Below are 24,027 nucleotides of genomic sequence, written 5' to 3'. Positions count from 1 at the left end.
ATCTAGATATTGGAGACAGTAGTAGGAGCCGGGGCATAGCAGGCTCCTACTACTGTTGCGTCCGAGCAGTCCGGTGTTGTGACGCTGGTTGGACCAAGGCATCAGCGGCGCACGAGGGGGACTGAACGTGCCGTGGTCTTGTCGTTCGTTTCCAAACGGTGCTGTTTGGCGTGCGTAGTGGGGGTTACATGGTGGCGCGTCGCATTTCTATGGCGGGTGTGTTGCGGCGTGTTTGGATGACGGGGGCGGTGGTGGTTATGAGCATGGTGATGAATCCGAGGGCGAGAACGAACGGGATTGGTAGAAGCACGGCCAGGGGGGATCCCATCGGCCATAGAAAGCCTGGTAGAGCTATGACCAGGGCGATGATCCCGGTGGTGATGGTGAAGATGAGGGCTTCGAAGGCCGCGGCTTTGAGGGCGGTGAGGTTGGTGCCTCCGGAGACGATCAAGAGCGTGGTGTCCAGCCGTCGGTGTCCGGCGGTCATGATGATGGTCGCGGCGCCGGCGAACAGCACCAGGCCGATGGGTGCCCCGAAAAGGGCAAGGGCGAGGGCGTAAAAGTCCGGGTCATCCCACAGGCCGATGTACCCGGTCACAATGCCGAGGCCGGAGGCGATAACCATGAAAGTGATGCCGGCGTGGCTGCGTGTCACGTTGTATTTTGCCGTTTCCCTAGCAATGAACCAGCTTGTCGTGGGTCTGGGGATCAGGCCGACCCAGAAACTCGTGACCCTCTCAGCTATCCACGGGGCGGCAGGGAGGAAGGCGAACAGAGCCAGCAACACTCCGAAAACGATGAAGTTACGATCGAGCTGACCGATCACGAGTGCCCCGATGGCAAGCACGGCGAAGACTGCCGAAGTGATGAGGCGGGCTTTGGACAGGGGCGCGTTGGCGACTTCCGGGGTGCGGATCGCTGCGAGGATCGGAGTGCGGCTGGCTTTCCCGGCAGCACCGAGCGCGCTCAGGACGACCACGGCCATGAACACGACAAACGCGACCGACATCTCCAAAGGTTCCAAACGCACCTCCCGCACCGGGTTGCTGCCAGTGCGCATCGGGGCAGAAAGCGTGTTGAGGAACAGATTCAGGGTCGGTACGGCCAGAAGGATTGCGACGGCGAACGCGGCAAGCCCGAGAAAGGCGGCTTGGAGAAGAACAACCTGGCGGATGGTGCGGGGACCGACTCCAGCCAGTTGCCACAGCGCGTAGCGGCCACGGCGAAGGTCCACGACGTACGTCAGCAGCACGCTGAGAGCTCCGATGACCACCGGCGCGTTGAAGCCTCCATAGATGAGGGCGTGATTGATCAGCCCTGCCGGGCCCTGCTCCGCCGGCATGAACCGGGCCGTCGAGAAGTCGCCCGCGCATACACAGGCGATCAGGGCCGCGAAGAGCGCCACAATGAAAGCGCACACCCAGAGCCGCCAGGAGCTGAACAGTTCGACGGTGACAAGTTTGATGATCATGAGGACCTCCGGGCGTGTTCGACGGCATCAAGGATCTGCCCCACCGATGGGGCATGGAGTTCCCCGTGGATGGTTCCATCGCGCAGGACCAGCACCCGGTCCCCGAGCGCGGCCGCTTCGAGATCGTGCGTCACCATGACCACGCTCTTCCCGTTGGACGCATAGTCACGCAGCAGCCTCAACACCCGGCTGCCGGCTTCCGTGTCTAGCGCACCGGTCGGCTCGTCCGCGAACAACAGGTGCGGGGACGTGACCAACGCCCGGGCGATGGCAACTCGTTGCTGCTGGCCACCGGAAAGCTGGCCGGGCCTGCGGTCAGCCACCTGTCCGAGGCCCACGGACTCCAGCGCAGAAGTAACAGCATTCCGGTCGATCGTTCCGTGTGACATGCGCATCGCCAGCGCGACATTGTCGAAGGCTGTTAACGCCGGGATCAGGTTATAGGCCTGGAAAACAAACGCGAGGTTATCCCGCCGGAACGCAGCCATCTGATCACCGTTCAGTGCACCGATGTCGGTGCCGGCAATAAACACGTCCCCCGAGGTCGGCTCGTCCAGCCCCGACATACACTGCAGGAGAGTCGATTTACCCGACCCACTCGGCCCAACGATGGTCACCATTTCGCCGAGCTCTATGTCCACGGAAATGCCCCGCAAGACATCGACCGGGGCCGCCCCGGGGCCGGTGTTGAATGATTTTGAAATATTGGTTGTTGTCAGAACAGTATTCATGAGTCCGTCTATTCAGTAGGGTGTAGGGCGGCCGCAAGAACCTGGCAAGCCGGCCGGATGTTAATAGCCCATCAACCCCGTCAGAATGACGCGAAATTCACAGAGAAACCCCAGACGAACACTGGCCCCGATGGACTGAATTCCATGAGTGAGCCCGCGCCGGGGCAGGCTTGCTGCTTCCAGCCGAGCTAGCGAACGGTTGAATGGATCGGTGTTCGCACCAGCCATTCCTGGCTCGATCATGAAGCGCACTACCGGAAGCCCGCCGCGCATCCTGCCTGAAAGGTGGAACTGACGCCACTAACAACAGTCTTCTCACCGCAAACTTGAGGGCAGTACGTCATTTGGGGTGGCATCGTCAACCTCAGTTAGACGACCGAAGATGCTCAACGGGGGCGACGTGGTCATGGCGAGATGGCGGTTGGGCTCATCCCGTGACCAGTTTCTGGTTTACATTTCTGCCGTGTTGTGCGAGGGGCGGGTTTGCCAGGTGGAGAAGCGGCGGAGGCTGGGTGAACCGATGGATATTTGCTCCGATTGCATATCTTCTCAGAAATCGGCATTGGGATGTTCGAGGGCTCTTTGGAGCTCCTGCATCAATGTCTCGACTTCGGCCCCCAGTGACTCCATCACCTTTGCCTGGCCGCCTGGCCACAGGGATTGTCGACCGACTTCCCGGAGGACAGTCGCGAGATCACGCGCGACCATGCCCGCCCTCCTGGACTTGCCCGTTTCTTTCATGGCCGTAACACCAATATCCCGCATTGGCCTCCACCTGGGTTCCTGCATCGTCTTACCGTCCTGTCCAGAGTTGGAAGAGCCAAACAGTGCCGAGCCGGTGAGGCGTCGGGGGCGTCTGGTGCCTCGATCGATAGCGCCCGATGGCCAGTGGGTGCGGGGGCCCGCTCTTGCCCTGGCCTGATGGCCAAACAGGACGGGCCCCAGCGCTTTCTGATCAACCCACACAACAGGTGGGTGACGAGCCGGCGTTGGGAATATCCCCATACCGAACCCGGCCAGTCATGAAGTAGTAGCGCAATCAGACTGGATTACGACGGAGATATGGGTGGACTCTGGAGTTGGTTCGAGCGGCCCGCCCGTCACGCTGATGATGTCCTCGGTGAAGGAAGCGCACGCCAACCGCTGAATCGACACTTGCCGACCAACGTGAAGATCAGTTCCATTTAGGCCAAGACCCTTCCGTTGGAAGCGCCACCTGAACTGGGTCTAGATCCTTTACACGGGGCCTATGTGGACCACTCCATTGGCCGAGGAAGTATTTCCCGTGGGGCACTGACTTGGTCCGTCAAGAGCCCGAACGGCTGAGAGAAGTTGCGGCCGCTCCGGACTCACGTTTTGCAAGATCCTCAAAGACGCTTATCGCCAGGCGCGTACTGATTAGACGATCGCGAGAATCCGCCCTGCGATTTCACCACAAGATGAGTCCAAAACAGATTGCTATTCTCACTGACCGTTGGTGGCTTCGTCGCGTTTGGTGATAAACGCAACGTTAGTGATGTTCTTGCCGCCGGTTTCTTCCGTGTTCTGGAAGATAACCTGATATGGCTTATCGTTGATTCGCAGGGCTAGCCCGTCGGGGTGTCCATCGGGCGAAGCCGCGACTTGGAGGAGCATATCTCGGAACGTTTGGTTGTTTTCAACGTGGCCTCGTATGCCAGATTCTTCAAATGTGTCCAAGGCAGACAGCCAGGTGGTTCCGTCCGATTCGGTTACTACGTATGCGGGGTATACGGCTCGGCCTGACGCGGACATGAACCCGGTACCTTCAGGAAAGATCCTAAACTTTGCGCACCATTCCGTGAAATGCCGACGCAGTATGTCGTCCCTGTGCGCGACTGCCCTTGGAGTTTCCATCAGCTCTTCTCCGAATTGGTCATCGTGGTCAGTTCCGCGGGCATTTGGAGGGAGCCTACCCGGGCGCTGGGCCCGTGGCTCCACTATTTGCGCGCCAGGCGGGGATGACCCCCAACTATCAGTAAAGAGCGCGGCAGCAGGGAACTATGACGCGGACGAGCGACGCGCGCTTGGGACCGAGTTATGGCGTTGTTTGAGAAAACAAGCATCGGGGCACGGCGAGTTTAAGGGCCGACCTCAGCACCTGAATTTCGAGGTCCCATGCTTTGTCGTCAAGTGGCCCCTACGGGAATTGCTTCGAGAAGGTTTCGCCTCAAAGGTGACTTGCCGAGGTGACGGCCGCTGTCGCCAATGGTCAGGAGTATCACCACTGCGGCCTTGATGCCGGTCTGGCCGCTGGGCCCACCCTCCAATCGGCAGCGGAATGCACGATGCTCACGTCCAACGCGCCGTTGGTGATCGTGAGGGTAGTGCTGCTGCCGAGGTGTATCGAATGGATGCTTCCGCGTACAGCCCTCCAGGGGTCGCGACAGCGTCCGTCGTGGCCTGCGACGAGGATCGGAAAAGCCGTTGGCCGGCAAACCGGCGGAATGGTCATTGTCGGAGCTGATCTTGCAGGTGAGTGCTGTCCCGCAGATGCCGGCCACGCGTCTGGTCAGTTCACTTTACTCGCGACGAATGTTGTTCTCTCGAGGGAGCAGAACAATTGGAGCCGGGGGACTGGGCAGGGAATGTGGTGCCGGTCGGCGTGTGGAAAGCTGATGTGCCACCCAGCCGACCCGATACGCAGCGGGATCATCGATGCGGAAAGCTGGGAGCCCAGACACGGATTTCTGATGGCCGCGGTACCGAACCCTCACAAAAATCCAGGGGGACCTACTTGGTGGCGCCATGCTGCCAAGAGAGCTCCAGCCGCGCAGATGTGAGCATGGGTTCACGGCCAACACGGCAACGGTTCACCAAGACCGCCAGCGTTTGATTCTGGGCTTGGTTGAGGAGATCGATCACCACGAAGCACGTTTAGGGAACCTACTACTGCTGGTTGCCCGATCGAGAATGACGATTTCGAGACTGGACGTCACTTTTTCGAAGTTCCGGGCTACTAGACACGAGCTCTAGAACGTGGAGGGACGTACTGGCTACCGGCGAGCACTCCCTCGGTGACCCCATCGAGCACATGAGCCGTGTGTTGTCATCGTTTTTGGTTGCACCGCACGGCTCCAATCAAGACTTGCGTTATCGCAGAACCGGAAGGCGAGAGCACACGGCATGGACCGCGACACTTCGCGAGCAGGAAATGGAAAGGGTGGCATTGTGAAGTCTCGGTGGAACTTGCAGGTTAGCAGGAACCGGCCCGCGTGCCCTCAAGCACTTTGTGGTGCCGCTCTCGCCGGCCGAGCATTTGGAATGCTCGCCGTGGGAGCGGTCGAAGTTCGAACACGCTACAAACTGGTCACCCTCGTAGGCAATAAATGAAACTCAGTGCGCTACACACTCGCATGGGCATCAGAGCCGCCGTTGCAGCGACAATTGTGGCTTTTGGGGTGAATGTCGTTCCGGCTGCAGGATTAGAGCTGCCTATGTCAATAGCTGTGCCTGTTACCGACGGGTCAGCCTCGAACAAGGGTGCGAAGGAACCTGCTGAGGTTTTGTTTGAAGATTTTGAGTCTACTGACTCGAATGCATCCTCCCTGTCCAAATACATTTCAGATGGAAGGGCCGCCTACACGGCGGACTCATATTGGCTGGATGAGAGTCTTTGCAACGGCCTAGTTCTGAGCTACAACTCCGGAGCGACCGGTTCATGTCCTGCAGACGATGAAGGTGGCGCAGGTTCCCGTCAGAATCTGCAACGCCTCGCCGACATCCTGGGCCAGAAGCATCTGCACGACCTAAATACGGGTGACACGCCGACGAGCATGCGATCAACAACCGGGCAGAACCCTCTAACGGCATCACAAGCCAATCACGCCCTCGGGAACGTCACAAAGTTCACGGACGCGCCACTAGATCTCGTCGAATTTCAGACCACAGAGAATCTTGCGCTTCGCAAGCCAAACCGTTTTCTGACATTTTCGGCGGATGTCGCCGATGTCTCCTGCGGCGCGGGCGGAGCCGTATTGGCGTTTTTCTTCGTTGACGCCGCCGGCAAAGAGATCCCGGTCACCGAAACACCCTATTCAGTGTGCACGGACCCGGAGAAGCAAATTTTGTCTTCCCCCCTACCCGAGGGAACTTCAGGGTGGGTGTTTGGTGGCGACACGGGTGCGGTGGGAACGATGGGACCGTCGGCGGCCTCGCTGGTATCTGGCAACAGTGTCGGCGTCACCATCCGCAATCACACTCCCGTGGCAGCAGGCAACGACCATGGCATCGACAACGTCCTGGTCCGTGATGTTACACCTTTCTTAGAGCAGAAATTCTCCAAGTCATATGTCAAAGTGGGCGAAACAGCGGAACTGCAAATTGTCATTCGAAACACCACAGATCTTGCCGCAAAGGAAGGGTGGACCTTTACAAGCGTGCTTCCTAAAGGGCTCAGCGTGACTGAAAATGACAAGATCACAACCACCTGTCCAAATGGCGCGGCATACGCCGAGACCAATCGAGGGTCGTTTACTATATCGGGAGACTTAGGGCAGGGACAGGAATCGTGTACCGCTACAGTCACCGTTTCAACATCAGGGGTAAGTGGCGGCGACCCGCAACCGGGGACCTATGCCAGTTGCGGGTCGAACTACGGCACGCCGATTGGCCTTGATTTGCCTGACTCTTGCGCCCTGCTTCACGTCCAGGGCAAACCGACCCTGACAGTATCTACGACGTCAAAGGCCTCCGCCAAGATGGGCAATTGCCAAATCGTTCACTACACACTTTCGGCTTCCAATACGGGTACAGAGGACTACACCCCGGACCATCCGGCGGTCGTCACGCAGGATCTAAAGGACGTTCCAAAGTATGCCCGATATAACGGCGATGCGACCGCCTCCAGCGGCGCTTCCCCGACTGTATCCGCTGAGAGTCTGCTCCAATGGGAGGGTGAACTGGCCGCTGGAGAAGCCGTCGTCATCACATATTCGGTGACCTTCGCAGGGGAGACCGACGAAGCAGTGTGTCTGTCCCACGAGGACGAAGGCAGGCCAGAACACGAACCGGATATTTTTCCCGTAACGCACGCATCTAAATCCGTGGACCCTGCATCGGGAACCAAAGTTGAGGTCAACCAAAATCTGAACTACATCCTGACCTTTAGCAACACTGGGACCGGCAGGGCTTGGATTGACCGCACGGAGAATCTCAGCGGTCTGCTGGACGATGCCACGCTCTCGACGTTTCCCTTTGCTTCCAAACCGGCATGGACCGTGACGGCCAGGTTGGACGGAACGTACAGAATCCAAGGATTCCTGAACCCCGGGGAAACTGTGGACATCAGATATGCAGCAACCGTCAAGGCAGATGGCCAACGCGGTGATCAGCTGATCGACAGCGTGCTCATGCCCAGTGGTGAAGACTCTTCGGCGTCTCCCGCCGATGCATGCAACGGTGATCAGTCGACCTGCACGACCAATCCGGTGCATTCCTGGGCTGCGAAAATAACCGCCGATAAATCAACGGTCTTACCTGGAGATACTGTGACTTATACAGCCACTATCACTAATAGCGGCGCTTCACTTCCTGTATCAGATTCCCCTTTGGCGACAATTGACTTGACGGATGCCCTGGCTGGGGCAAGCTATGATGGTATCGCCTCTGAGGGCATTGATTATGAAGCTCCCAGACTTATTTTGTCCGCAGAATTGGCCAAGGATGAGCAACGAAAGTTCACATTTTCCGCGGCGGTTAATTCACCTAACGTGGGACCGAAGAATCTGCGAATTTCGATTGCCGGGGGAACCAATTGTCACAACGGATCTCCTGATACGGCTTGTCTCTCCGAGATTCGCCTCATCTCATCCGTTAATCGTGCCCCGAATGTTGAGGAGGCCGCAATCGGCGAATCTGTTAGTCCATCAACACCCGCGAACGGTGTGTGGAAACCAAATCCGACCATGCTCGTCAGCGGATTTGCCGCCCTCCTCGCGGGACTGCTTGGAAACCTATCGCGTGCCCGCCTTAGTCGCCGAGCCGGATCACAGGCGAGCGAGTGAAACCAACGCGTGTAGACGACATAAGTCAGTTATCGGACGGCGAACTTCTTGAGGCCGTCCGAGCGGGCAGCGACGATGCCTATGGAGTCCTCTACTTACGTCACAACGACGCCGCCCTTAGAGTTGCCCGGCGGAAGACCCCGGACCGACATCTGGCAGAGGACGCAGTCAACGAGTCATTCACCGCCGTGCTGGCTGCCATCCGACGGGGCGCGGGACCTGTGGGAGTCTTTAGCCCGTACCTTTTCTCAAGCGTCACTCGCGCTGTCTACCGTTATAGTGGCCGCAGCGCCCGCGAAGCACCTGTTAACGACACTGAGATTCTTGATGGCGTCATGCCGGACACAAGCAGCGTCGTTCAGAACTTCAACAACAACGCCGCTCGGGAGGCCTTCAAGCAACTGCCAGCAAGGTGGCGCGAAGTTCTCTGGTACGTCGAGATTGAAGAGATACCCCCTCGGGACGCAGGCCCCATGCTGGGGCTGTCACCCAACGCCACCGTCGCTCTGCACCGCAGGGCCAAAGCCGGTCTGAGACTCGGGTACCTTCAACAACATCTGGCACATAAGGACTCTGGCGAGTGCAAGGATATGTCTAAGGATATTCCTGCCTACATCCTTGGCACCCTTAGAAAAAGCCGGAAGACCCAGTTGGAAGACCATCTTCAGAGTTGCGAAGAATGCGGCACGGTTCTGATGCAGATTAAGGATGTCGGCCGACTACGTGGCGCCATACTTCCCGCGCTGGCCCTGCTTTCCCTGGCGGAAGTGTTCCCTGACCCAGCAGCAACGGTTGTCACAGAACCGCCGGCGGGGCAGGGAAAACTGCGGGATATCCTGTTGACCTCTTTTGCGACGGTCATGGTCGTATCTGCTGCCACCCTGGCAGCAGTAGCGTTCGTAGCTCCCACGACTGATGCTGCTACAGGTTTGGCGCCAAATCCACCCTCCGTGCAGCCCAATCCAACACCTTCAGCCCCGGACCATCCTCCAGACTCGAAAGCGCAGTTTAGGATGCTCAACCACAACGGCCTAGAGGCCGTAGCAACAATTGAAACACCGGTCCCTCTAGCGGAATTACCCGAAAGCGTTGTCGTAAAAATCTCTCCTGGCTCCGGATCTGCAATACTCGCAGCAGCTCCGGCGAATCCAGAGGAGTGGGCTTGCACAGTGGACTCTGACGGCAGCGCTGGCTGTCGTTCCGTCGCCGGCCGCGCCACCACGATGAGGTTGACTTTGACCCTGACAAGGCCCTCTTGCCAAACCTCCACACCACTTACCGTCGTCATCTCGGCACCACAAATGGCACCCAAACAGCAGAGTTGGCCCAGTCCATGCACATCTGCCGCGACTGCCCAATAGTTAATGCGGATTCATACCGACGAACGCGGCACGCCCGACGTGCGGACCCGATCCCGTCATGTCATTGCGGGAATGCGACTAGTGGAACAGACAAACCGACAGTTTTCTTTCGTCATTTTGAACGAGTTGGCGGCTACTCGAACCTACGAAGGTAGTTAAGCCAATCCTTCACCAACGAACAAGGAGACTGCCGTGCCGGAACTAGCCACGGCTCGAGCCAAAAGCATCATGGCGCTGGTCCTGACTCTCTGTGAGGGCCACCCAACCGACATCCAGACGGACTCGACGCGGACCCGAAGGTTCGCGCAGAGCGACTACGACCCTCTGCCATGCGCCAGCACGATAAGCGCAATGGGAGACAATAGGCGCCAAGGTGACCGTCAACCCAAAGAAGATGCGGCTATGTGTGCAGGACTCACGGTACTGGTCGCACAGCAAGGAGACTTAGCCCGTGACTGACGAGAGTCCCACAGCCATGCCAGATCAGTTCATTGAAGCTATGGAAGATGGACTCGACCCGATGGCCTTGGCCCTGAAGTTGGGAATTTCGCCCATTGTGGCGAGGAAGTGGTCCAAAGGCCTGCTGCGCCTTTCTCGAGCTATCGTCATGGACGGAACCCCCTTCTTGGATGGGCGCGGCAGGCCACCTACAACGGGCATTACCCTAATCTACAGCGCCGACAAACTTCAGGCGTTTCCCGGCGAAATGATTACATTCGCTGCCTGGGTCATGAATGACACGGACGAGCCACTTCACGACATCGCCATCATTCGCCGTTCATTCACCAACGCCGGATTGGAAAACCTCACCTACGCCACTGAACCTGATGTGCCTGGCATGCGGTTGGGCAGTTTGCCAGCGGGCGAAGTCGCTTCCATTACCTTCACTTACCGTGTGACTGAAAGGGATCTTTGGTATGGAGGGGAGTTGATCAGCGCCCTGGGGGTGCAAGCAACTACCGCCGCCGGTGTCCCCCTATGGGACGAATGCGACGCGGGCGTAACTGTTAAACGCCAACCCCAACCATGTCACTTCCAAGGAAACGATGAAAAGACCCGCATCCTCGTTGCACAACCATTCGTCTCGTCGACGAAGACAATTGGGACGGCGTTAGCCACGAGCGAAATATTTGGCCTGCGCGGAGTCGCAATTCCGATGGATCCCGCTAATAACTAGCCAGTCCTCCTCGAGTGGGATAGAAAACAGACATTGAAACTTGCAAAATGGGCAGATGTGCCCGTTTAGACGTATGGTTGCTGGCAGGCGACGCCACCATATCGTCCACAGCGACAATAGGCTCTGGCTCAAATAACCTTGGGCAGGACAGCGGCGGAGAAAAATGCTGGCCGTGGGACCATCTCGCAGCGACCAGTGACGTAACGGACGCCATTTCCATCCAGCCCGAGTCCACCAGGAACTCGGATCGCAGAGACGGACTCTGCTTCCGTGAACTCATCTCCTAGAAGCGTGAGTGCTTTCAACCGTGTGAGTACAGTCATTCCGACGCACACGAAAGCTGTTTGCTTGTGTAAGTCGGCAGCCATTCCCAGCACTTGCCGGCAAGGCCAACTCTGGTGGTTAGGCAGGGATTCGTCGCAGAAGGCGTCACGATCGGTCGAAGATACGCTAATGATTCTGGACAGCCCGCGAGGGACCAGCCGGGGCGGACTGGTCTGTCAGCGGTGTTGGGTCTCGTTGGGAGCAACGAACTCATTTGTCACGGGTTCGCTTGGCAAGGAATATCCAAAGGACCTGGCATCTGGCGATGTGTGCCTGGCCAGGTAGCTGGATAACGTTCTTTGCTCGACGCGAACCGGAAGCGTACCTGCGACAGTCATGGTGCGTTTGTCTGTTGTCTGAGTCCAACGGACGGTGCGGCTGTCCATTCCCCCGAGCGGACAGCCGCACACTCTCCCGACACCCCGCCAAACTTCCGTCATCAAATCGATTCCAGTGGCGGGGTACCTTGGACACGGCCAGGCTTCGCGGGGCCTAAAGGCCCCTTCGGGGCGGCTGCCGCCGGTGGTCTTCGGGAGCGTAAGAGCAGATTCTGAGTGCCCGCCGAGGTGGCAGATAATCTGTGTTGGAGTCTTTATCCTTTGCCTGATCGAAACTATCGCTCGGAATCAGCTTTCGTCATGATTGCTTTCTTGCCGCTGCTGAATTTGTGAGTCGTCGCTCCTAGAAGCGTCGCTCCAGCAGGCGGGAGAGTTCGCTGAGCTGGAAACTGGACTAGGTCCGGCTTGGAGAGCGCCCGACGCAGTCCTGTCTTAGCGCGCCGGTGGAGTGCCACCAAGGCGTTAGGGGTGATTCCGTAGACCGGTGCGATTTCCCGGGGAGGCATGCCGGTGACGTCAATGTGCCAAAGGATTAGTTGCCAGCGCTTAGGTAAGGACTGGAATGCCTGCTGCAGGGCATCGTCCACCAAGTAGGCGTTGAAGGCAACTTCGGGGAACGTCTTGGGGTGCAGGGCAAGGTGCTCTTCATCGTAAGGGACGAGGATTTCCCTCCTCCTTCGCATGGTTTCGCGTTGAATGTGTCGGGTGACACTGGCATGGAGGTAACCGGTGAAGGTTCCGACGGGCCCATGACCTGATTGGACGGCAGCCAGAATGTTGGCGAAGGCCCCTTGAACGGCGTCTTGGACTAGTTGGTGGTCGCGGGTATGACGCCGGGCTCTGCGTATGGCTGCGGGCGAGTGGCGTGCGAATAGGACTGCGTAGGCATCGAGGCGTCCTTGCCGGAGCACAATGAGAAGCTCTCCGTCATCCAGGATCGCCAGTTCTTGGGGCGGCCGAGGGGGAGTGCGAGTGAGTATTTCAGGCTGTGCACATCGTGTTGTTCGGGCAGCTATCATCGTCGCCTCTCTGCTGAAGCGCTAATGGGACAGTGAGTGTGTCTCACGGAACCCTTACGATTCCACTGCGTGTTGCCTTTCGACCTGGAAAGTGCTGCCGCCGTCGGCCTTGGTTAATCGTTTTACAAACTTATGGGATGCTTATCTCCTTTGCAAGATCTCGAGTCAACAAAGACAGGAGCACGGCTGCGGCTCTATATTCAAAGCGAGCAGACCCCGGCTCTGCATTGAGATCAACATGGATGCGGTCCTGCAGGAGAGCTTCGACCCAACGGCTTGTACTGGCCGGGCTTGATCTTGTTGGCGGGAGCCATGTGGTCCCATCCGAGCTACGCGAAAGAAGCGCTGTCAACTTCCACAGGCAGGTCTGCGGGTCGAATCCTGGGAAAATGGCGCTGGCTTGGTAAATCAGGGGCTGCGCGTGCTGGGCTCGATCGTTTCGAGCGGTGTCATACCTACGAACTTCCCGGGGGCCTTATAGTTACCGGAGCATCCCGGCCGTCTTCTTGGCGATCAATCCAGCGACCCAGATGTCCCCGGAGCGCCAGCTAAGATCGACGCCAGTCCGGGGCCGACGCTGTTTGCGGATGACCTGGTGTTCTCAGCGGTGGCGCTCATGTCTGGCTCCCTCCGGCCTGGACGGGGAATGGAAGCCCGGTGATAGTACTGAGTGGAAGATGCCCTCGTCCCTTGGTCAGACCCGCGGGAATGGATTTCCTGCCATTCAGGTCGACAGAAAGTACGGTGCTGAAAAACTCCGGATCAATCAGGATATTGTTCAATCCCTGAGTTCGTTCGACGCAAATATTCTAGCAATCAAGCAGGGCTTCAATCAGCAAGCAGGACACAGCCGTGGCCCGGAATGGTCCAATATGGATTTTGCCGGTCCCTTGAGCAGTGGAATCAGCTGCGCTGCCCAAGCCTCGGTGGTTTCCACCAGACGCGGAAAAGCGTCCGCTTTTCCGTGACGGAGTCAGCTTCATGTGCGCCATCGCATTCCCACTCAGAACACTGGCAATAGGGACAAATCAAGTTGCTGGCCTCATGCACGTTGCATGGAAAGGGGGTGGCGTATCGCTTCAGAATTGGCCAGTGCCCGCTCCAGTTCCTGAATCAACCATTCAACCTCGGCAGTTACCTGCTCACAGTTTTTCGATGGCCCGCTTGCCCACGAAATTTGTCGGCTGGTTTCATCTGGTGGGGATTCAAGGCTGTGAGAGACGATGGGAGTGATTCTCATATGCCTTACAGCAGGGGCGGAAGATGCGTGTGCACGTGTTCGGATAGATTTCCGCATCGTTAGGTCCAATCCTGCAGATGCTGTGTACCAATGGTGGATGTCATGTGCCTGGTGTTCCTCACTTGAATTGACTTGCCGGCGATGCGTACGCCCGGCACCCCAGACAATCGATGAGTGCAACAAGTGGCTGAATTGCGATTCATTCCCCTATGTTCGAGGGGTGTTTGAGCATTACTTCCAGATGGCGACGCATGGACCAGAGCTGTCGAACGAGGTCCAGGGTCATTGGATGAACAAAGAACCACCACTCTGCGATCGTTTGTTCGAGGAGGAAGCACAGAAACCGACATCGCTAGAGAGGATTCGGTGGCTTCCGGGATTTCGTCCCGGAAGCCACCCAAATACGTTTTCGAGAATGGACTAAATGCTTGCTGGCGGTAGTGCTGCCTCTTTGGAGCGCGTAGATGTGATTCTGAACAGCAACGCTCCTCCCAGGATCAAGACAGCGGCGAGCAGAGCAACGGAGAAAGACTCAAATCCGGTGTAGGCCAGGGTTCCGGCGCCTGTGACGCCCCCACCAGCCACTCCCAAGAGCCCGCCGCCTCCCGGTAGCCCCGTGGAACCATATGCAGCCATATCAGCCCCCGAGACCGTGGTAGCGGCGTTGGCGGTGTCGGGAGTCACCAGCAACTAGGGCAAGGGTCGTTGGAGGTTCTGCTACCCATTTCATGCGTGTCTTCATAAGTTCCTTCTCTGCAAATCGAGATCATCTATCTCCGGTGAATGGTTGCTCACATGTGAGTGACCTGTCTTTCAATAGCAAGAGGTCAGACGATAATGACGACGACAGTGGAATCTTCGGGAAAACTATCCCTTGGGCGGTGCTTTGCCTGGCAGGAGTCTTTAAGGTGCGATTGACAGATTTCCTGTGGGGGCTTGATCCGTGCGGATGAAGATCGCCGGTGATGAGGGCATGGCATTGCTCGATGACATCGCAAAATTGTGGCGAGTGAACAGGCGCATCCTGATCAAGTCCGCTATTGATCAGAACACAGATGATTCAGACGTTAGATACCGAGTCATCGCTGACGACCTCATGGGTGGGACTTCAGCGCCGTGGATCACCACAGACCGGAAGGCAGTCGTCGCCCTCTTGGAGACGGGGTGACACGTGCCGGGCTTCGGCAATACGCGGCACAGCCACGTAAGGAGACTCAACGCCGACGTCACATGGACCTGCAGAACGTAAAGGCCGGCCCGGGGAGTTGTTCCCCGGGCCGGCCAAACTAGATTCATGACCAATAGCTACATATCAACCGAGAACTGGAATGAGAAACCAGAAATCGTCCTAAGAAGTCGTTTCGGATCGCCGATTTGTCCGTGTGGATGTTCCTAGGCAGTTGCCGCGTTCTTGCGGTTACGCGTCAAGTAAATTCCACCAAGTGCCAGGAGTCCGGCGGCCGCCGCTCCGCCACCGATCACCGGGTCAACCATCGGGGCATTGGCCACTACCGGTGTCCGGTATTGGAGGTTGGTTCGTCCGCCGGAGATGGTGCTCCCGGCGTTGGTCATGTTGAAGTCACCGTCCGTGTAAAGGGTGTTATCGGCCGCGCTGGACTGGACAGTCACGTCTGCGAGAAAGTTCACACCGCTTTGTTTGCCGTTGCCAGCGGCGGGTATCGTGATTGCGCCGGTGCAGGTCATGTTCTTTCCGGCGTTGCTGATAGTGCACCCTTCACCTGCGCCTGTGAATCTCTTTGAAGTCGCCCCTGTGGGGACGCCCTGGTTTACGTCCTCGCCCCAAACCTCAGGGGTTTTGAAGATTGAATTGGCTGGCGCTGTCAGGTTGAGGGTTACCGTACCAGTCTGGGCAGTGCCGATTTGGTTTCCGACAAACGCGCCAACATTTCCTGTAGCGCCTTTGGCGATGGTTTTTGCCGGGAGGACGGTCGGCGCGACGGTGGCAGCGAAGGCCCCCGTGGCTGTACCGGCGAGCAGTGCACCGGCTATCAGGGCGCTGGCGCCGGCACCAACGATTGCCTTGCGAATCTTAGTGGTCATGGGAATGACTCCTTTTGGTTACTTGGTATTTGAGACGCTGGAAGAATGGAGGCCGGACCACCAATGCAACTTCGAGTGGCATCCGTCCCTTGCAGAAGTCAATAGTCCTCATGTACTAAATCATGATGACAAGCCAAGGAATTCGTATTGGATCATGTATTGCGAACACCGCAGCATTATTTGCGGTTGAGCAGGACTCAAGAGTGTCCCAGGTCTTGGCTATCTAACTTGAGTTCCATCTGTTCGGTGGCCGTTCATCACTTAGTGTCCTGGGGTATGAGTCATCATCCGCCCTGGATGCCGGATGGATCTGGCAGGGAACGCTAAGCCGCGGTTCTTGCCGGGACTTTCCGGTTGCTGTCGTGATGTTCTCTATGCTTGAGGGAGGCCCCCCAAAGTCGAGCATTTGCTGCCTCAGACGGTGACCAGGGGTGCGTCAATAGTTCTTTCAATCGGTGCTGACAGTCTTCGTTATGGCCCAAGCGAAGAAGGCGGGAACCAGCACGAGGCTAGTCAGCGCGGAGATAAAGGTGGCGTCCCAATGATGTATGTCGTAGGTAAAAACCAATGCCAGGAATCCTGCGCAGGCATCGAGGCATCGATGAGTGAGAAGCGTGGATGGTTCGCGTCGAATAATGGCCAGTATCAGTCCCGTGGCGCTGGTGGCTGCCAAGGCGATCGCAGCAAATGTGATGATCCACTGGCCCATGTAGTCACCGAGGTACTTTGAATACAGTGCTACCACCACCAGGGCAACATTCCTGACTGTGGTGAGCCATTGCGTGCGGAACGGACTGGACTTTGGGGTGGCCATTGGGGCGTCGAGCATAACTAAAATGAAGCCGCGGCCGGTCATGAGCGCAGTCAGTGACGCGATGAAGACTGTGATGCTCGTTTGGTTGGCGTTGATCACGCCGTTTCCGTCTGCACCCCACCACAGCACGAGAGAACCTACTGCGACGATGAGTACCTCGGCAAGGAGCGGGATGGCCCGAAGAACTGTGGGCAGGGGCTTAGGAGTCGACCTTCCCGACTTTGACTTGTCTTTTGTCACGTCGGGGACGGACTTTGGCGAGGTCATCGTGACTGATTCGGTGTGCCCGGGCCACTGTTCGGGGGAGAGATGTGTTGACATGGTTGTTTCATCTTTCTTGGTCGTTCATATGTAGCGAGTTTGTTTGTCGCACTGGAATAATCTCTGCTTCACGCTCAAGCGATTGCCTTTATGGCAGGTTTATCGGTTGAGCAGCAAGGGATAGGTTTGAGCGGTTTTGGCTATGGCTTCGCTTGGCACGGATCCGTCGGCGATCAACGATGCAAGGTTTGCGATGCGAAGGCTTGCCAGCCCGTCTCCATAGGGTGAAGAAATAGCGGCAAGAGCATGCTCTTGGTTGCTGTCGAGGACTTGATTGGCTACCCGACTGATGCTCTGTTCTGGGGTTACTAACTGGGCGAAACCTGCCGCAATTGATTCTGGTCTTTCGGTACTGCGTCTGACGACCACAAGAGGTTTCTTGAGTACGGTGCATTCTTCCTGGAGCCCACCCGAGTCCGAAACGAGTAAATTGGCCGCCCGGGCTAAGCGCAGGAAGTCATGATGTGGGACGGAGTCAATGAATGTCAGGGGGCCGTAATAGCGATTTAGTCCCCATCTTTCGATGGCCGCGCGCGTGCGGGGATGTGCCGCTACAAGCACTGGAAGATTGATGCCGGCCAATCCTGCCAGAAAGCGTTCAAGGGCTTGAGCGCTGTCGGTGTTCTCTGGCCGGTGGATCGTGGCCAAGGCGAAATCAGTGTTGCCCCATTTATCGAGGGTGCTATGGGGGCCTTGGCTGTCAGCGAAGGCCAATGACGCATGCGTGGCTTCCACGATTGTGTTCCCTGTGAGGGCGATAGTGTCAGAATCAGTGCCTGAAGATGCGAGGTTCCATCGGTTGGCTTCAGTGGCTGCGCAATGCACATCGGCCAATGCTCCAGCGACGAGCCTGTTAATTTCCTCCGGCATGGCTCTGTCAAAGGATCGAAGCCCAGCCTCAACATGTATGAGAGGCACCCCTGCGTAATTGGCGGCCTGGGCGGCGGCTGACACTGTATTCGTATCGCCTTGAACGATTGCAACTGCAGGTTTCTGCCTGTCAAATTCTTCGGAGATGGCCTGCATGCACGTGGCAATTTGCCTGGAACGAGATTGACCTCCGACGTCCTTCAGGACAACGTCAGGATGGGGCAGGCCCAGGCTGCTCTGGATCTGGCCAGATAGTTCGTCGTCGAAGTGTTGTCCAGTGTGGATCAATCGGACACGGTCCCCGAGCTGTCTGACTACGTGCACGAGCTTGATCATTTCGGGCCGAGTGCCCATGACGACTGCAACATCAGAGTTGATCATTAATGTTCCTTGAGCGTTGGGATGGAATCTGTCTTGCGATTTCGCTGGAGCTATTCAAGAGGTTTCCCCCGAAGTTTCCGTACGGCTTTCGCGTGAGATAACTCCTTTGGATCGTTCGGGACGAAAAACCATCCAAAGGAGGACAAGAAATCCCAGAGCAAAACTAAAGAGTGCGATTACCGATCCGATAAACCGATGTCCGATTTCATAACCGAAGTCCATACCCCAGGTTTGCGTAGTCCACGCAATGAGAGCCAGGCGGAGTTGATTTATGAGAAAGGTCAAACTCCCAGAAATTGCCAGAGCCGCGAGCACTCTTACTAAGCCAATTCTCGTGAACATCAGCATTAGTGCGCTGACTATTGCGAGGGGTGCAAGCAGCAACAAGGCCGTGCACTCCATGGTGATGTTGAACGCGATCAGTTCGGAGCCTGGTAAATAGACGAGGAAGTAAGTTGTTGCATGGGTGACACCACCACTAATCAGCGGATTCAGCCATGTTGCGAGTACGTGTGCCTCGGTCGTACGAAATGCTGCCTCATCGGAAAAGATGCATACCAGAGCACCCACTAGCAGGAGAGCTACACTCCATCGGATGATGGGTACCGGACAGGACTTTGAGGTCACGACATCTGCCTTTGTTTTTAAGTTCATCACTGTCCTTGCTTTTGAACGTCGGCAGCGTCAGTGAAATTGCCAATCCTGTCTAGCCGGGGTTCGGCGGTACGGGCTGTCTTTGTCCAGCCATGCTGACCGCGGAGAATTCGAATGAGTGCTCGCCAGACGCACGCATAGGACAGATAATTGGTGACAACGAACGCGTGGCCCATCTTGAGCGCACCGCCAATCCCAAGTGTGTGGTCCCGACGATGAGCTATGAACGCCGTAAGGAGTGCGGGCCAGAAGCCAAGCAGATACCACGTGAATACGTAGAGAATGAGCGACACGGCGCCCCATTCTGTGATGTTGAGGGTTCCAAGCATTAGAGCTACTTCAATCAAGACCAGGTGGTACAGGATGGACCAAGGCAGATCAAATATCCACGGGACTAGGACGTAGAGTGCCATTTCAAGGGCGGCACCATGTCCCATCTTGGCGGAGCGAAGTATTTCGGGGAGCCTCCTGGCAGTCAGCATGTGCCCCTGATACCACCTGGTGCGTTGCTTCAGCAGAGCCTGGAACGTTTCCACGCCCTGCTGATCGACAGCTGCTCGAGTTGTGGAACTCGTCTGCCAGCCTCGTGTGGCCATACTGACGGTCAAGTCCAGGTCTTCGGTCAAAGATGTGGACCAAGGGGCGTCATCGACAGCCAAGAGAGCAGACAAACGTGCGAACTGGCCATTGCCGCCCAGACTGACGCTGTTGGTTCGCATGCGGCCGAACTGCGTTAAAGCAGACTGAGACCAGAATTGATAGTCCTGGAAGCGAAGCAGAAAGTTCGTAGACCTGTTTCGAATACGAACAGCTAGTTGGATCCCGCCGACCTTTGGATCTTCGAAGACCGGAAGTACGTGGGCCATTGCACCTTCTGAAAGTTGCCCGTCAGCGTCCATGACGCAAACAATAACTTTCTCGGGATCGAGTCCACGTTCGGCAACATCTGCACGAATGCGGGTGAATCCGGCGTTGAGGGCCGCGCCTTTGCCTTTCCTGGCATTTGGCAGCTCTCGCCGAACGAGAATCACCTGGCCCTGGCCGGCTTCAGTTGCCAAAGCCCCGGTGTCGTCATCGCTCGCATCGTCAATTACGACGATGCGTGCTTGTCCGTCGGGGTGAAGCAACCCCGCCACCGTCGATGAGATGACCGCTTCCTCGTTCAAACAGGCAACTAGAAAATAAGTGACGTAGTCTGTGGGCATTTCGATGTCCGGAGAGACCTGAAAGGGTTTTCCATAGACAAAGTGACTTTGGTGTCCCAGCGTCGTTTTGTCGCGGCGAAGCTGTCCAATGCCCATCCCGACGTTTAGGAAGAAGTAGGCAGCGGAGAGGGCCATGACAAACGTTGCCAAGGCGTTGATAACGGACCAGAACATGGTCATTTCTTGAACCTCGATGATGGATAAATGAGTGGAGGTCTCGTGGGTGATATGAGGAGATCACCGACCGTAGCCTCTGGCGTGTGTGGCTCACTAGACAGCACCCGCACCTGAGGCGTCACAGGTCGGGACGATGTTCCCTGGTGGATGGGGCTGATCTGATCCTCGGATTGCAACGCTGCAGGTGAGAATCGGCGCGGCGAACGATGAGATGGTGTTTGGGTGCGGACATTTCCCCGTAGTGGTTACTTCATTTGGGTTCTCCGTCTTGAAGCGTCTACGCATTCCACGCCTACGCCAGTGATAGACCACTCTTCTGAGAGGTTCGCTTGTGAGTAGCGATATCATCCGGGATTGTGACGCCACTTGAGCCTTGGATGTGCATGCCAGGGGGTTCACATCGTGACTGATCTGGTCGAGGCGCACCTGAGCGGGCGATGTTCTGCGCGGTTCTGACGTGTCCGGGGCCGACCGTAAGCGTGCCGCGGGCTTTGTCATCAATCGCATTGGCAGCCGTTTTGGCTTGGCACCACTGCCGGTTCTGTTCCCCGGCATGACCTTATTGGGAAATCGAACAGCCGTTGCATCCGTTCGTTGTAGCCCGCGAATCTCTGGAACAAACCGCCGGGGGACTAGTCGTCATAAACAGCGGGAAACGAGCTAGTAGCCCTCGGAGCAGTTGGTTCATTCCCGGCCTGACTTGTCGCCAACGAAGCAGGAGTGGAAAGTGACCATACGTAGTAGAGGAGAGGCCCCGCTGACTCATGATCGCGCGTGGGCATCCGGCGTTCAGGAAACTCTGATTGCCGGCGCCCCGGCTGAGGAGAAGCCTCCGCCCACAGCATTTTTCCCCGCTATCGACGGGCTGCGGGCGGTGGCTGTGCTGAGTATCCTCATTTACCACAGCAATATATACTCAAACGGAATCTTCGGCGTAGATCTCTTTATGGCAATTTCGGGTTTCTTGATTACACATAATCTTCTGGCGGAGTTCAGGCGACACGGGCGCATTTCGTTTAGAGCATTCTATCGCAAGCGCATAAAGCGTTTGGCCCCACTTTTGCTAATTACGCTCTGTGCAGCCGGAATTATGGTCCAACTATTTGGCCTCGCCAGTGACGCTCGCCGCTTTCTAGAGCAATCAACAGCAACTCTACTCCTTGTTACGAACTGGGAACAGATCGTGCGAAAAGAAGCATATTGGGATTCGTTCAACGGCCCGGGGCCACTGTCACATTTGTGGTCCTTGGCCGTAACTGAGCAATTTTATCTTATCTGGCCACCACTGTTGGTGGTAATATTGTTCGTTCTCTCACGAGCAGGGAAACAACCTAGTGCCGTTCTCATAGGAGTCCTGCTTGCCTCCGCCTCAATGGGACTGGTGTCGGCCGTCTGGTCACTCATTGCATTTGATGGGGACAATGTTGATCGGGTTTACCTCGGAACTGATACGCATGCCACGGCACTCATCTGCGGAACCCTGGCTGCTGTACTTCTCCATGTAAAGGATTCTCAAGAAAGACGCTCAAATTGGAGCGCATATTGCCTTAATACGGGACTTGGGGCGTTATTTCTTGGCATCCTCGTGGGCATGAGCGTCGGTGCAACTGATTATCAGTCCGAGTGGTTGTACTCGGGCGGTTTCATAGCGGCCGCAATTATGGGAACAGGATTCATTCTAACCCTGACAAGACCGTCATTCCTGACAGAACTGTTCTCATTCCCGGTTCTCACCTCATTGGGGAAGGCTTCCTACGCCCTGTTCCTTGTCCACATGCCAATCTACTGGTTGGTGATACAGCTTCAGCCAACAATTTCCGACGGGCAGGTCCTGGCCGTCGGTGGCGGCATTTCTTTGATCCTGGGTCTGGTACTGCACCATGCGGTCGGGGAACCTCTGCGCAGAAAGCCGTGGCGAGCTTCCTTACGCACACGTTTCGGTGGCGGCAACAGAAGGAAGGACAGCCCCTTCCGAAGCGTTCGTGTCTCTCTCTTCTTGATATTCATAGGGGTCGCAATGGGGTTAGGCACTGTTGTTGCGGCATCGTGGCCCACGAACATCCCGGCAACGGAAGCGCGAACCCGAGTGTTGACCTTGGGTGATTCGCTGGGCCGCGATTTCGCACTTGCCATGAATAAAGTACCGGGAGCTGAGGTCACAGATGGCAGCCTTGGCGGTTGTGGCATCGCTTCCCCGGAGCTCACGCGAACTGACCTCATGGGTGAGATGGCCGTCCCCAACGGCTGCCTTCCGTGGCAGCAGAGATGGGCAGAATCAATTCAGGCGGCGAACCCGAATGTCATTTTGATCGACCTCGCGTGGGACGGAACTGAGTACCGAAGTAACGGCGAGTGGACGGATCTTTGCGCACCGAACAGTGGATCCCGATATCGTGAGGCCCTAGCTGAGGCAGGGAACATCCTGACCACCTTCGCGCCCACGGCCACGGTCTATTGGACAAACTCCCGAGTAGATACACCGGTCAACACTGCAGCGCAGGCACGTTGCCACAATGAGTTCATCGCCGAAGTTGTTAGGGCAAAGCCGCACTTTCGACTTTTAGACCTGAACGGACAATTCTGTCCGGACGGCCGTTGTCGCCAGAGAACAGTGGACGGAAACCAGCCGATGTACCTGGATGGTGTTCACTTCACAAAGGCGGGGGTTATGGAACTGAGCGGATGGCTGGCCGAGCAAGTGCGGGCAAAGGCGCAGTAGCATTTCAGCGCGAAGGAACTGTTTCGGCCACGGAAAGGACAAGTCTAGGAAGCGTGGTCGAAGACGTCGAGCATACGGGCTGGAGGCACAAGACCGTCTTGACGTTGTGCTGCCGTGGATGCCGGGTCTGCCGACTCAGTACTCAGCGGAACCGTGCTCAGCTGTGCACCGCCGTCGAGTCGTCCACTGCGGTTTCTTCCTCACCGGCGAACTGGGACATGTATAGCCGGTAGTAGGCGCTTTGGAGGGTGAGTAGCTCGGTGTGGTTGCCTTGCTCCACGATCTTGCCGTTCTCCATGACCAGGATGGTGTCGGCGTCGCGGATGGTGGACAGGCGGTGGGCGATCACAAAGCTGGTCCGGTCCGTGCGGAGCGCGGCCATGGCTTTCTGCAACAGCAGTTCCGTGCGGGTGTCCACGGAGCTGGTGGCCTCGTCCAGGATCAGCAGGGACGGATCGGACACGAAGGCGCGGGCAATGGTGATGAGTTGCTTCTCACCGGCGCTGACGTTGTTGCCTTCTTCGTCGATGATGGTCTGGTAGCCCTCCGGCAGGGCACGCACGAAGCGGTCCACGTAGGTGGCCTTGGCCGCCTCCATGATCTGCTCTTCGGTGGCGTCCAGGTTGCCGTACTTGATGTTGTCGTAGATGGTCCCGCCGAAGAGCCAGGCATCCTGGAGCACCATGCCCACCTTGGAACGCAGCTCGGAACGGCTGAGGTCCTTGATGTCCACGCCATCCAAGGTGATCCGGCCCGAGTTGAGCTCGTAGAAACGCATGACGAGGTTCACCAAGGTGGTCTTGCCGGCACCTGTGGGGCCGACGATGGCCACGGTGTGACCCGGTTCCGCGCTGAAGGACAGGTCCTCAATGAGCGGCTTGTCCTCCACGTAGCTGAACGAGACGTGCTCGAACTCGACGTGGCCATCGGTCTTGGCAGGCAGGTGGCGCGTTCCGGTCTCTGCGACCTCTTCCTCGGCGTCAAGGAATTCGAAGACGCGCTCGGCTGAGGCGACACCGGACTGCAGCATGTTCGCCATGCCGGCGATCTGGCCCAGCGGCTGGGTAAATTCGCGGGAGTACTGGATGAACGCCGTGGCGTCACCGAGGCTCATGGAACCCGAGGCGACCCGCAGGCCGCC

At 57.2% G+C, this 24,027-nt stretch carries 16 protein-coding genes; 6 read left to right on the top strand and 10 right to left on the bottom strand.

The annotated features are described in order from the left end of the window. Positions 1 to 184: 184 nt before the first annotated feature. From ACFRJ9_RS19635 to ACFRJ9_RS19625, 3 genes are all read right to left on the bottom strand, one after another. Positions 185 to 1,471 (bottom strand): FtsX-like permease family protein, encoded by a 1,287-nt coding sequence (locus ACFRJ9_RS19635; protein ID WP_377671426.1) that lies wholly within the window; start codon positions 1,469 to 1,471, stop codon positions 185 to 187. Then, entirely contained in the window at positions 1,468 to 2,202 is a 735-nt protein-coding gene (locus ACFRJ9_RS19630) for an ABC transporter ATP-binding protein (protein WP_377671423.1), read from the bottom strand. The genes ACFRJ9_RS19635 and ACFRJ9_RS19630 overlap by 4 nt, the downstream gene beginning before the upstream one ends. 1,464 nt (positions 2,203 to 3,666) lie before the next feature. Next, entirely contained in the window at positions 3,667 to 3,837 is a 171-nt protein-coding gene (locus ACFRJ9_RS19625; RefSeq protein WP_377671420.1) for a hypothetical protein, read from the bottom strand. Positions 3,838 to 5,576: 1,739 nt separating this feature from the next. On the opposite strand from ACFRJ9_RS19625, the gene ACFRJ9_RS19620 reads away from it, so the two are divergent. The 3 genes from ACFRJ9_RS19620 to ACFRJ9_RS19610 all read left to right on the top strand — a co-directional run bounded on the left by ACFRJ9_RS19620 (position 5,577) and on the right by ACFRJ9_RS19610 (position 10,763). Beyond that, on the top strand, positions 5,577 to 8,225 hold the full coding sequence (locus ACFRJ9_RS19620) for a hypothetical protein (protein WP_377671417.1): 2,649 nt from the start codon (positions 5,577 to 5,579) through the stop codon (positions 8,223 to 8,225). Next, positions 8,222 to 9,586 (top strand): sigma-70 family RNA polymerase sigma factor, encoded by a 1,365-nt coding sequence (locus ACFRJ9_RS19615; protein ID WP_377671415.1) that lies wholly within the window; start codon positions 8,222 to 8,224, stop codon positions 9,584 to 9,586. The genes ACFRJ9_RS19620 and ACFRJ9_RS19615 overlap by 4 nt, the downstream gene beginning before the upstream one ends. A gap of 451 nt (positions 9,587 to 10,037) precedes the next feature. Continuing rightward, a complete protein-coding gene (locus ACFRJ9_RS19610) occupies positions 10,038 to 10,763 on the top strand; it encodes a hypothetical protein (protein WP_377671412.1) in 726 nt (241 codons plus the stop codon). Between the two features lie 937 nt (positions 10,764 to 11,700). Here ACFRJ9_RS19610 and ACFRJ9_RS19605 read toward each other — a convergent pair. Next, positions 11,701 to 12,336, bottom strand: a complete 636-nt coding sequence (locus ACFRJ9_RS19605) for an RNA polymerase sigma factor (RefSeq protein ID WP_377671410.1) — start codon at positions 12,334 to 12,336, stop codon at positions 11,701 to 11,703. Between the two features lie 785 nt (positions 12,337 to 13,121). On the opposite strand from ACFRJ9_RS19605, the gene ACFRJ9_RS19600 reads away from it, so the two are divergent. Together ACFRJ9_RS19600 and ACFRJ9_RS19595 are read left to right on the top strand one after the other, a co-directional pair. Next, complete coding sequence (locus tag ACFRJ9_RS19600; protein ID WP_377671407.1) at positions 13,122 to 13,412, top strand: hypothetical protein; 291 nt, start codon at positions 13,122 to 13,124, stop codon at positions 13,410 to 13,412. 1,215 nt (positions 13,413 to 14,627) lie between these two features. Then, the gene (locus ACFRJ9_RS19595) at positions 14,628 to 14,852 is read left to right on the top strand and encodes a hypothetical protein (protein WP_377671405.1); all 225 of its coding nucleotides are present in this window, start codon (positions 14,628 to 14,630) and stop codon (positions 14,850 to 14,852) included. Positions 14,853 to 15,076: 224 nt separating this feature from the next. Here ACFRJ9_RS19595 and ACFRJ9_RS19590 read toward each other — a convergent pair whose 3' ends face one another. The 5 genes from ACFRJ9_RS19590 to ACFRJ9_RS19570 all read right to left on the bottom strand — a co-directional run bounded on the left by ACFRJ9_RS19590 (position 15,077) and on the right by ACFRJ9_RS19570 (position 20,170). After that, positions 15,077 to 15,745 carry a hypothetical protein gene (locus tag ACFRJ9_RS19590; RefSeq protein ID WP_377671402.1) on the bottom strand — a complete coding sequence of 223 codons (669 nt, stop codon included), beginning with the start codon at positions 15,743 to 15,745 and terminating at the stop codon, positions 15,077 to 15,079. A gap of 448 nt (positions 15,746 to 16,193) precedes the next feature. Next, positions 16,194 to 16,880: a hypothetical protein gene (locus ACFRJ9_RS19585; RefSeq protein WP_377671400.1), complete on the bottom strand. Its 687-nt coding sequence runs from the start codon at positions 16,878 to 16,880 to the stop codon at positions 16,194 to 16,196. A gap of 99 nt (positions 16,881 to 16,979) precedes the next feature. Continuing rightward, on the bottom strand, positions 16,980 to 18,131 hold the full coding sequence (wecB, locus tag ACFRJ9_RS19580; protein WP_377671398.1) for a non-hydrolyzing UDP-N-acetylglucosamine 2-epimerase: 1,152 nt from the start codon (positions 18,129 to 18,131) through the stop codon (positions 16,980 to 16,982). Between the two features lie 54 nt (positions 18,132 to 18,185). Then, on the bottom strand, positions 18,186 to 18,785 hold the full coding sequence (locus tag ACFRJ9_RS19575; RefSeq protein ID WP_377671396.1) for an archaeosortase/exosortase family protein: 600 nt from the start codon (positions 18,783 to 18,785) through the stop codon (positions 18,186 to 18,188). Then, positions 18,785 to 20,170 (bottom strand): glycosyltransferase, encoded by a 1,386-nt coding sequence (locus tag ACFRJ9_RS19570; RefSeq protein WP_377671394.1) that lies wholly within the window; start codon positions 20,168 to 20,170, stop codon positions 18,785 to 18,787. Before ACFRJ9_RS19570 ends, ACFRJ9_RS19575 begins: the two co-directional genes overlap by 1 nt. Positions 20,171 to 20,894: 724 nt before the next feature. Between ACFRJ9_RS19570 and ACFRJ9_RS19565 the strand changes: the two genes are divergently transcribed. Then, positions 20,895 to 22,886: an acyltransferase family protein gene (locus ACFRJ9_RS19565; RefSeq protein WP_377671392.1), complete on the top strand. Its 1,992-nt coding sequence runs from the start codon at positions 20,895 to 20,897 to the stop codon at positions 22,884 to 22,886. A 157-nt stretch (positions 22,887 to 23,043) separates the two neighbouring features. Here ACFRJ9_RS19565 and ACFRJ9_RS19560 read toward each other — a convergent pair. Continuing rightward, positions 23,044 to 24,027: ABC transporter ATP-binding protein (locus ACFRJ9_RS19560; protein WP_377671390.1), on the bottom strand; the 984-nt coding region annotated here is incomplete at its 5' end.

Source organism: Paenarthrobacter sp. NPDC056912 (assembly GCF_042786555.1).
Lineage (GTDB): Bacteria > Actinomycetota > Actinomycetes > Actinomycetales > Micrococcaceae > Arthrobacter.
The sequence above is the reverse complement of the archived record's forward strand: the minus strand, read 5'-3'. Positions and strand labels throughout refer to the sequence as shown.

Coding starts and splice junctions, on each gene's coding strand:
- ACFRJ9_RS19630 (WP_377671423.1), bottom strand. CDS start 2,202: ATGAATACTGTTCTGACAACAACCAATATTTCAAAATCATTCAACACC.
- ACFRJ9_RS19570 (WP_377671394.1), bottom strand. CDS start 20,170: ATGACCATGTTCTGGTCCGTTATCAACGCCTTGGCAACGTTTGTCATG.
- ACFRJ9_RS19635 (WP_377671426.1), bottom strand. CDS start 1,471: ATGATCATCAAACTTGTCACCGTCGAACTGTTCAGCTCCTGGCGGCTC.
- ACFRJ9_RS19575 (WP_377671396.1), bottom strand. CDS start 18,785: ATGAACTTAAAAACAAAGGCAGATGTCGTGACCTCAAAGTCCTGTCCG.
- wecB (WP_377671398.1), bottom strand. CDS start 18,131: ATGATCAACTCTGATGTTGCAGTCGTCATGGGCACTCGGCCCGAAATG.
- ACFRJ9_RS19590 (WP_377671402.1), bottom strand. CDS start 15,745: ATGACCACTAAGATTCGCAAGGCAATCGTTGGTGCCGGCGCCAGCGCC.
- ACFRJ9_RS19600 (WP_377671407.1), top strand. CDS start 13,122: ATGCCCTCGTCCCTTGGTCAGACCCGCGGGAATGGATTTCCTGCCATT.
- ACFRJ9_RS19625 (WP_377671420.1), bottom strand. CDS start 3,837: ATGCTCCTCCAAGTCGCGGCTTCGCCCGATGGACACCCCGACGGGCTA.
- ACFRJ9_RS19585 (WP_377671400.1), bottom strand. CDS start 16,880: ATGTCAACACATCTCTCCCCCGAACAGTGGCCCGGGCACACCGAATCA.
- ACFRJ9_RS19620 (WP_377671417.1), top strand. CDS start 5,577: ATGGGCATCAGAGCCGCCGTTGCAGCGACAATTGTGGCTTTTGGGGTG.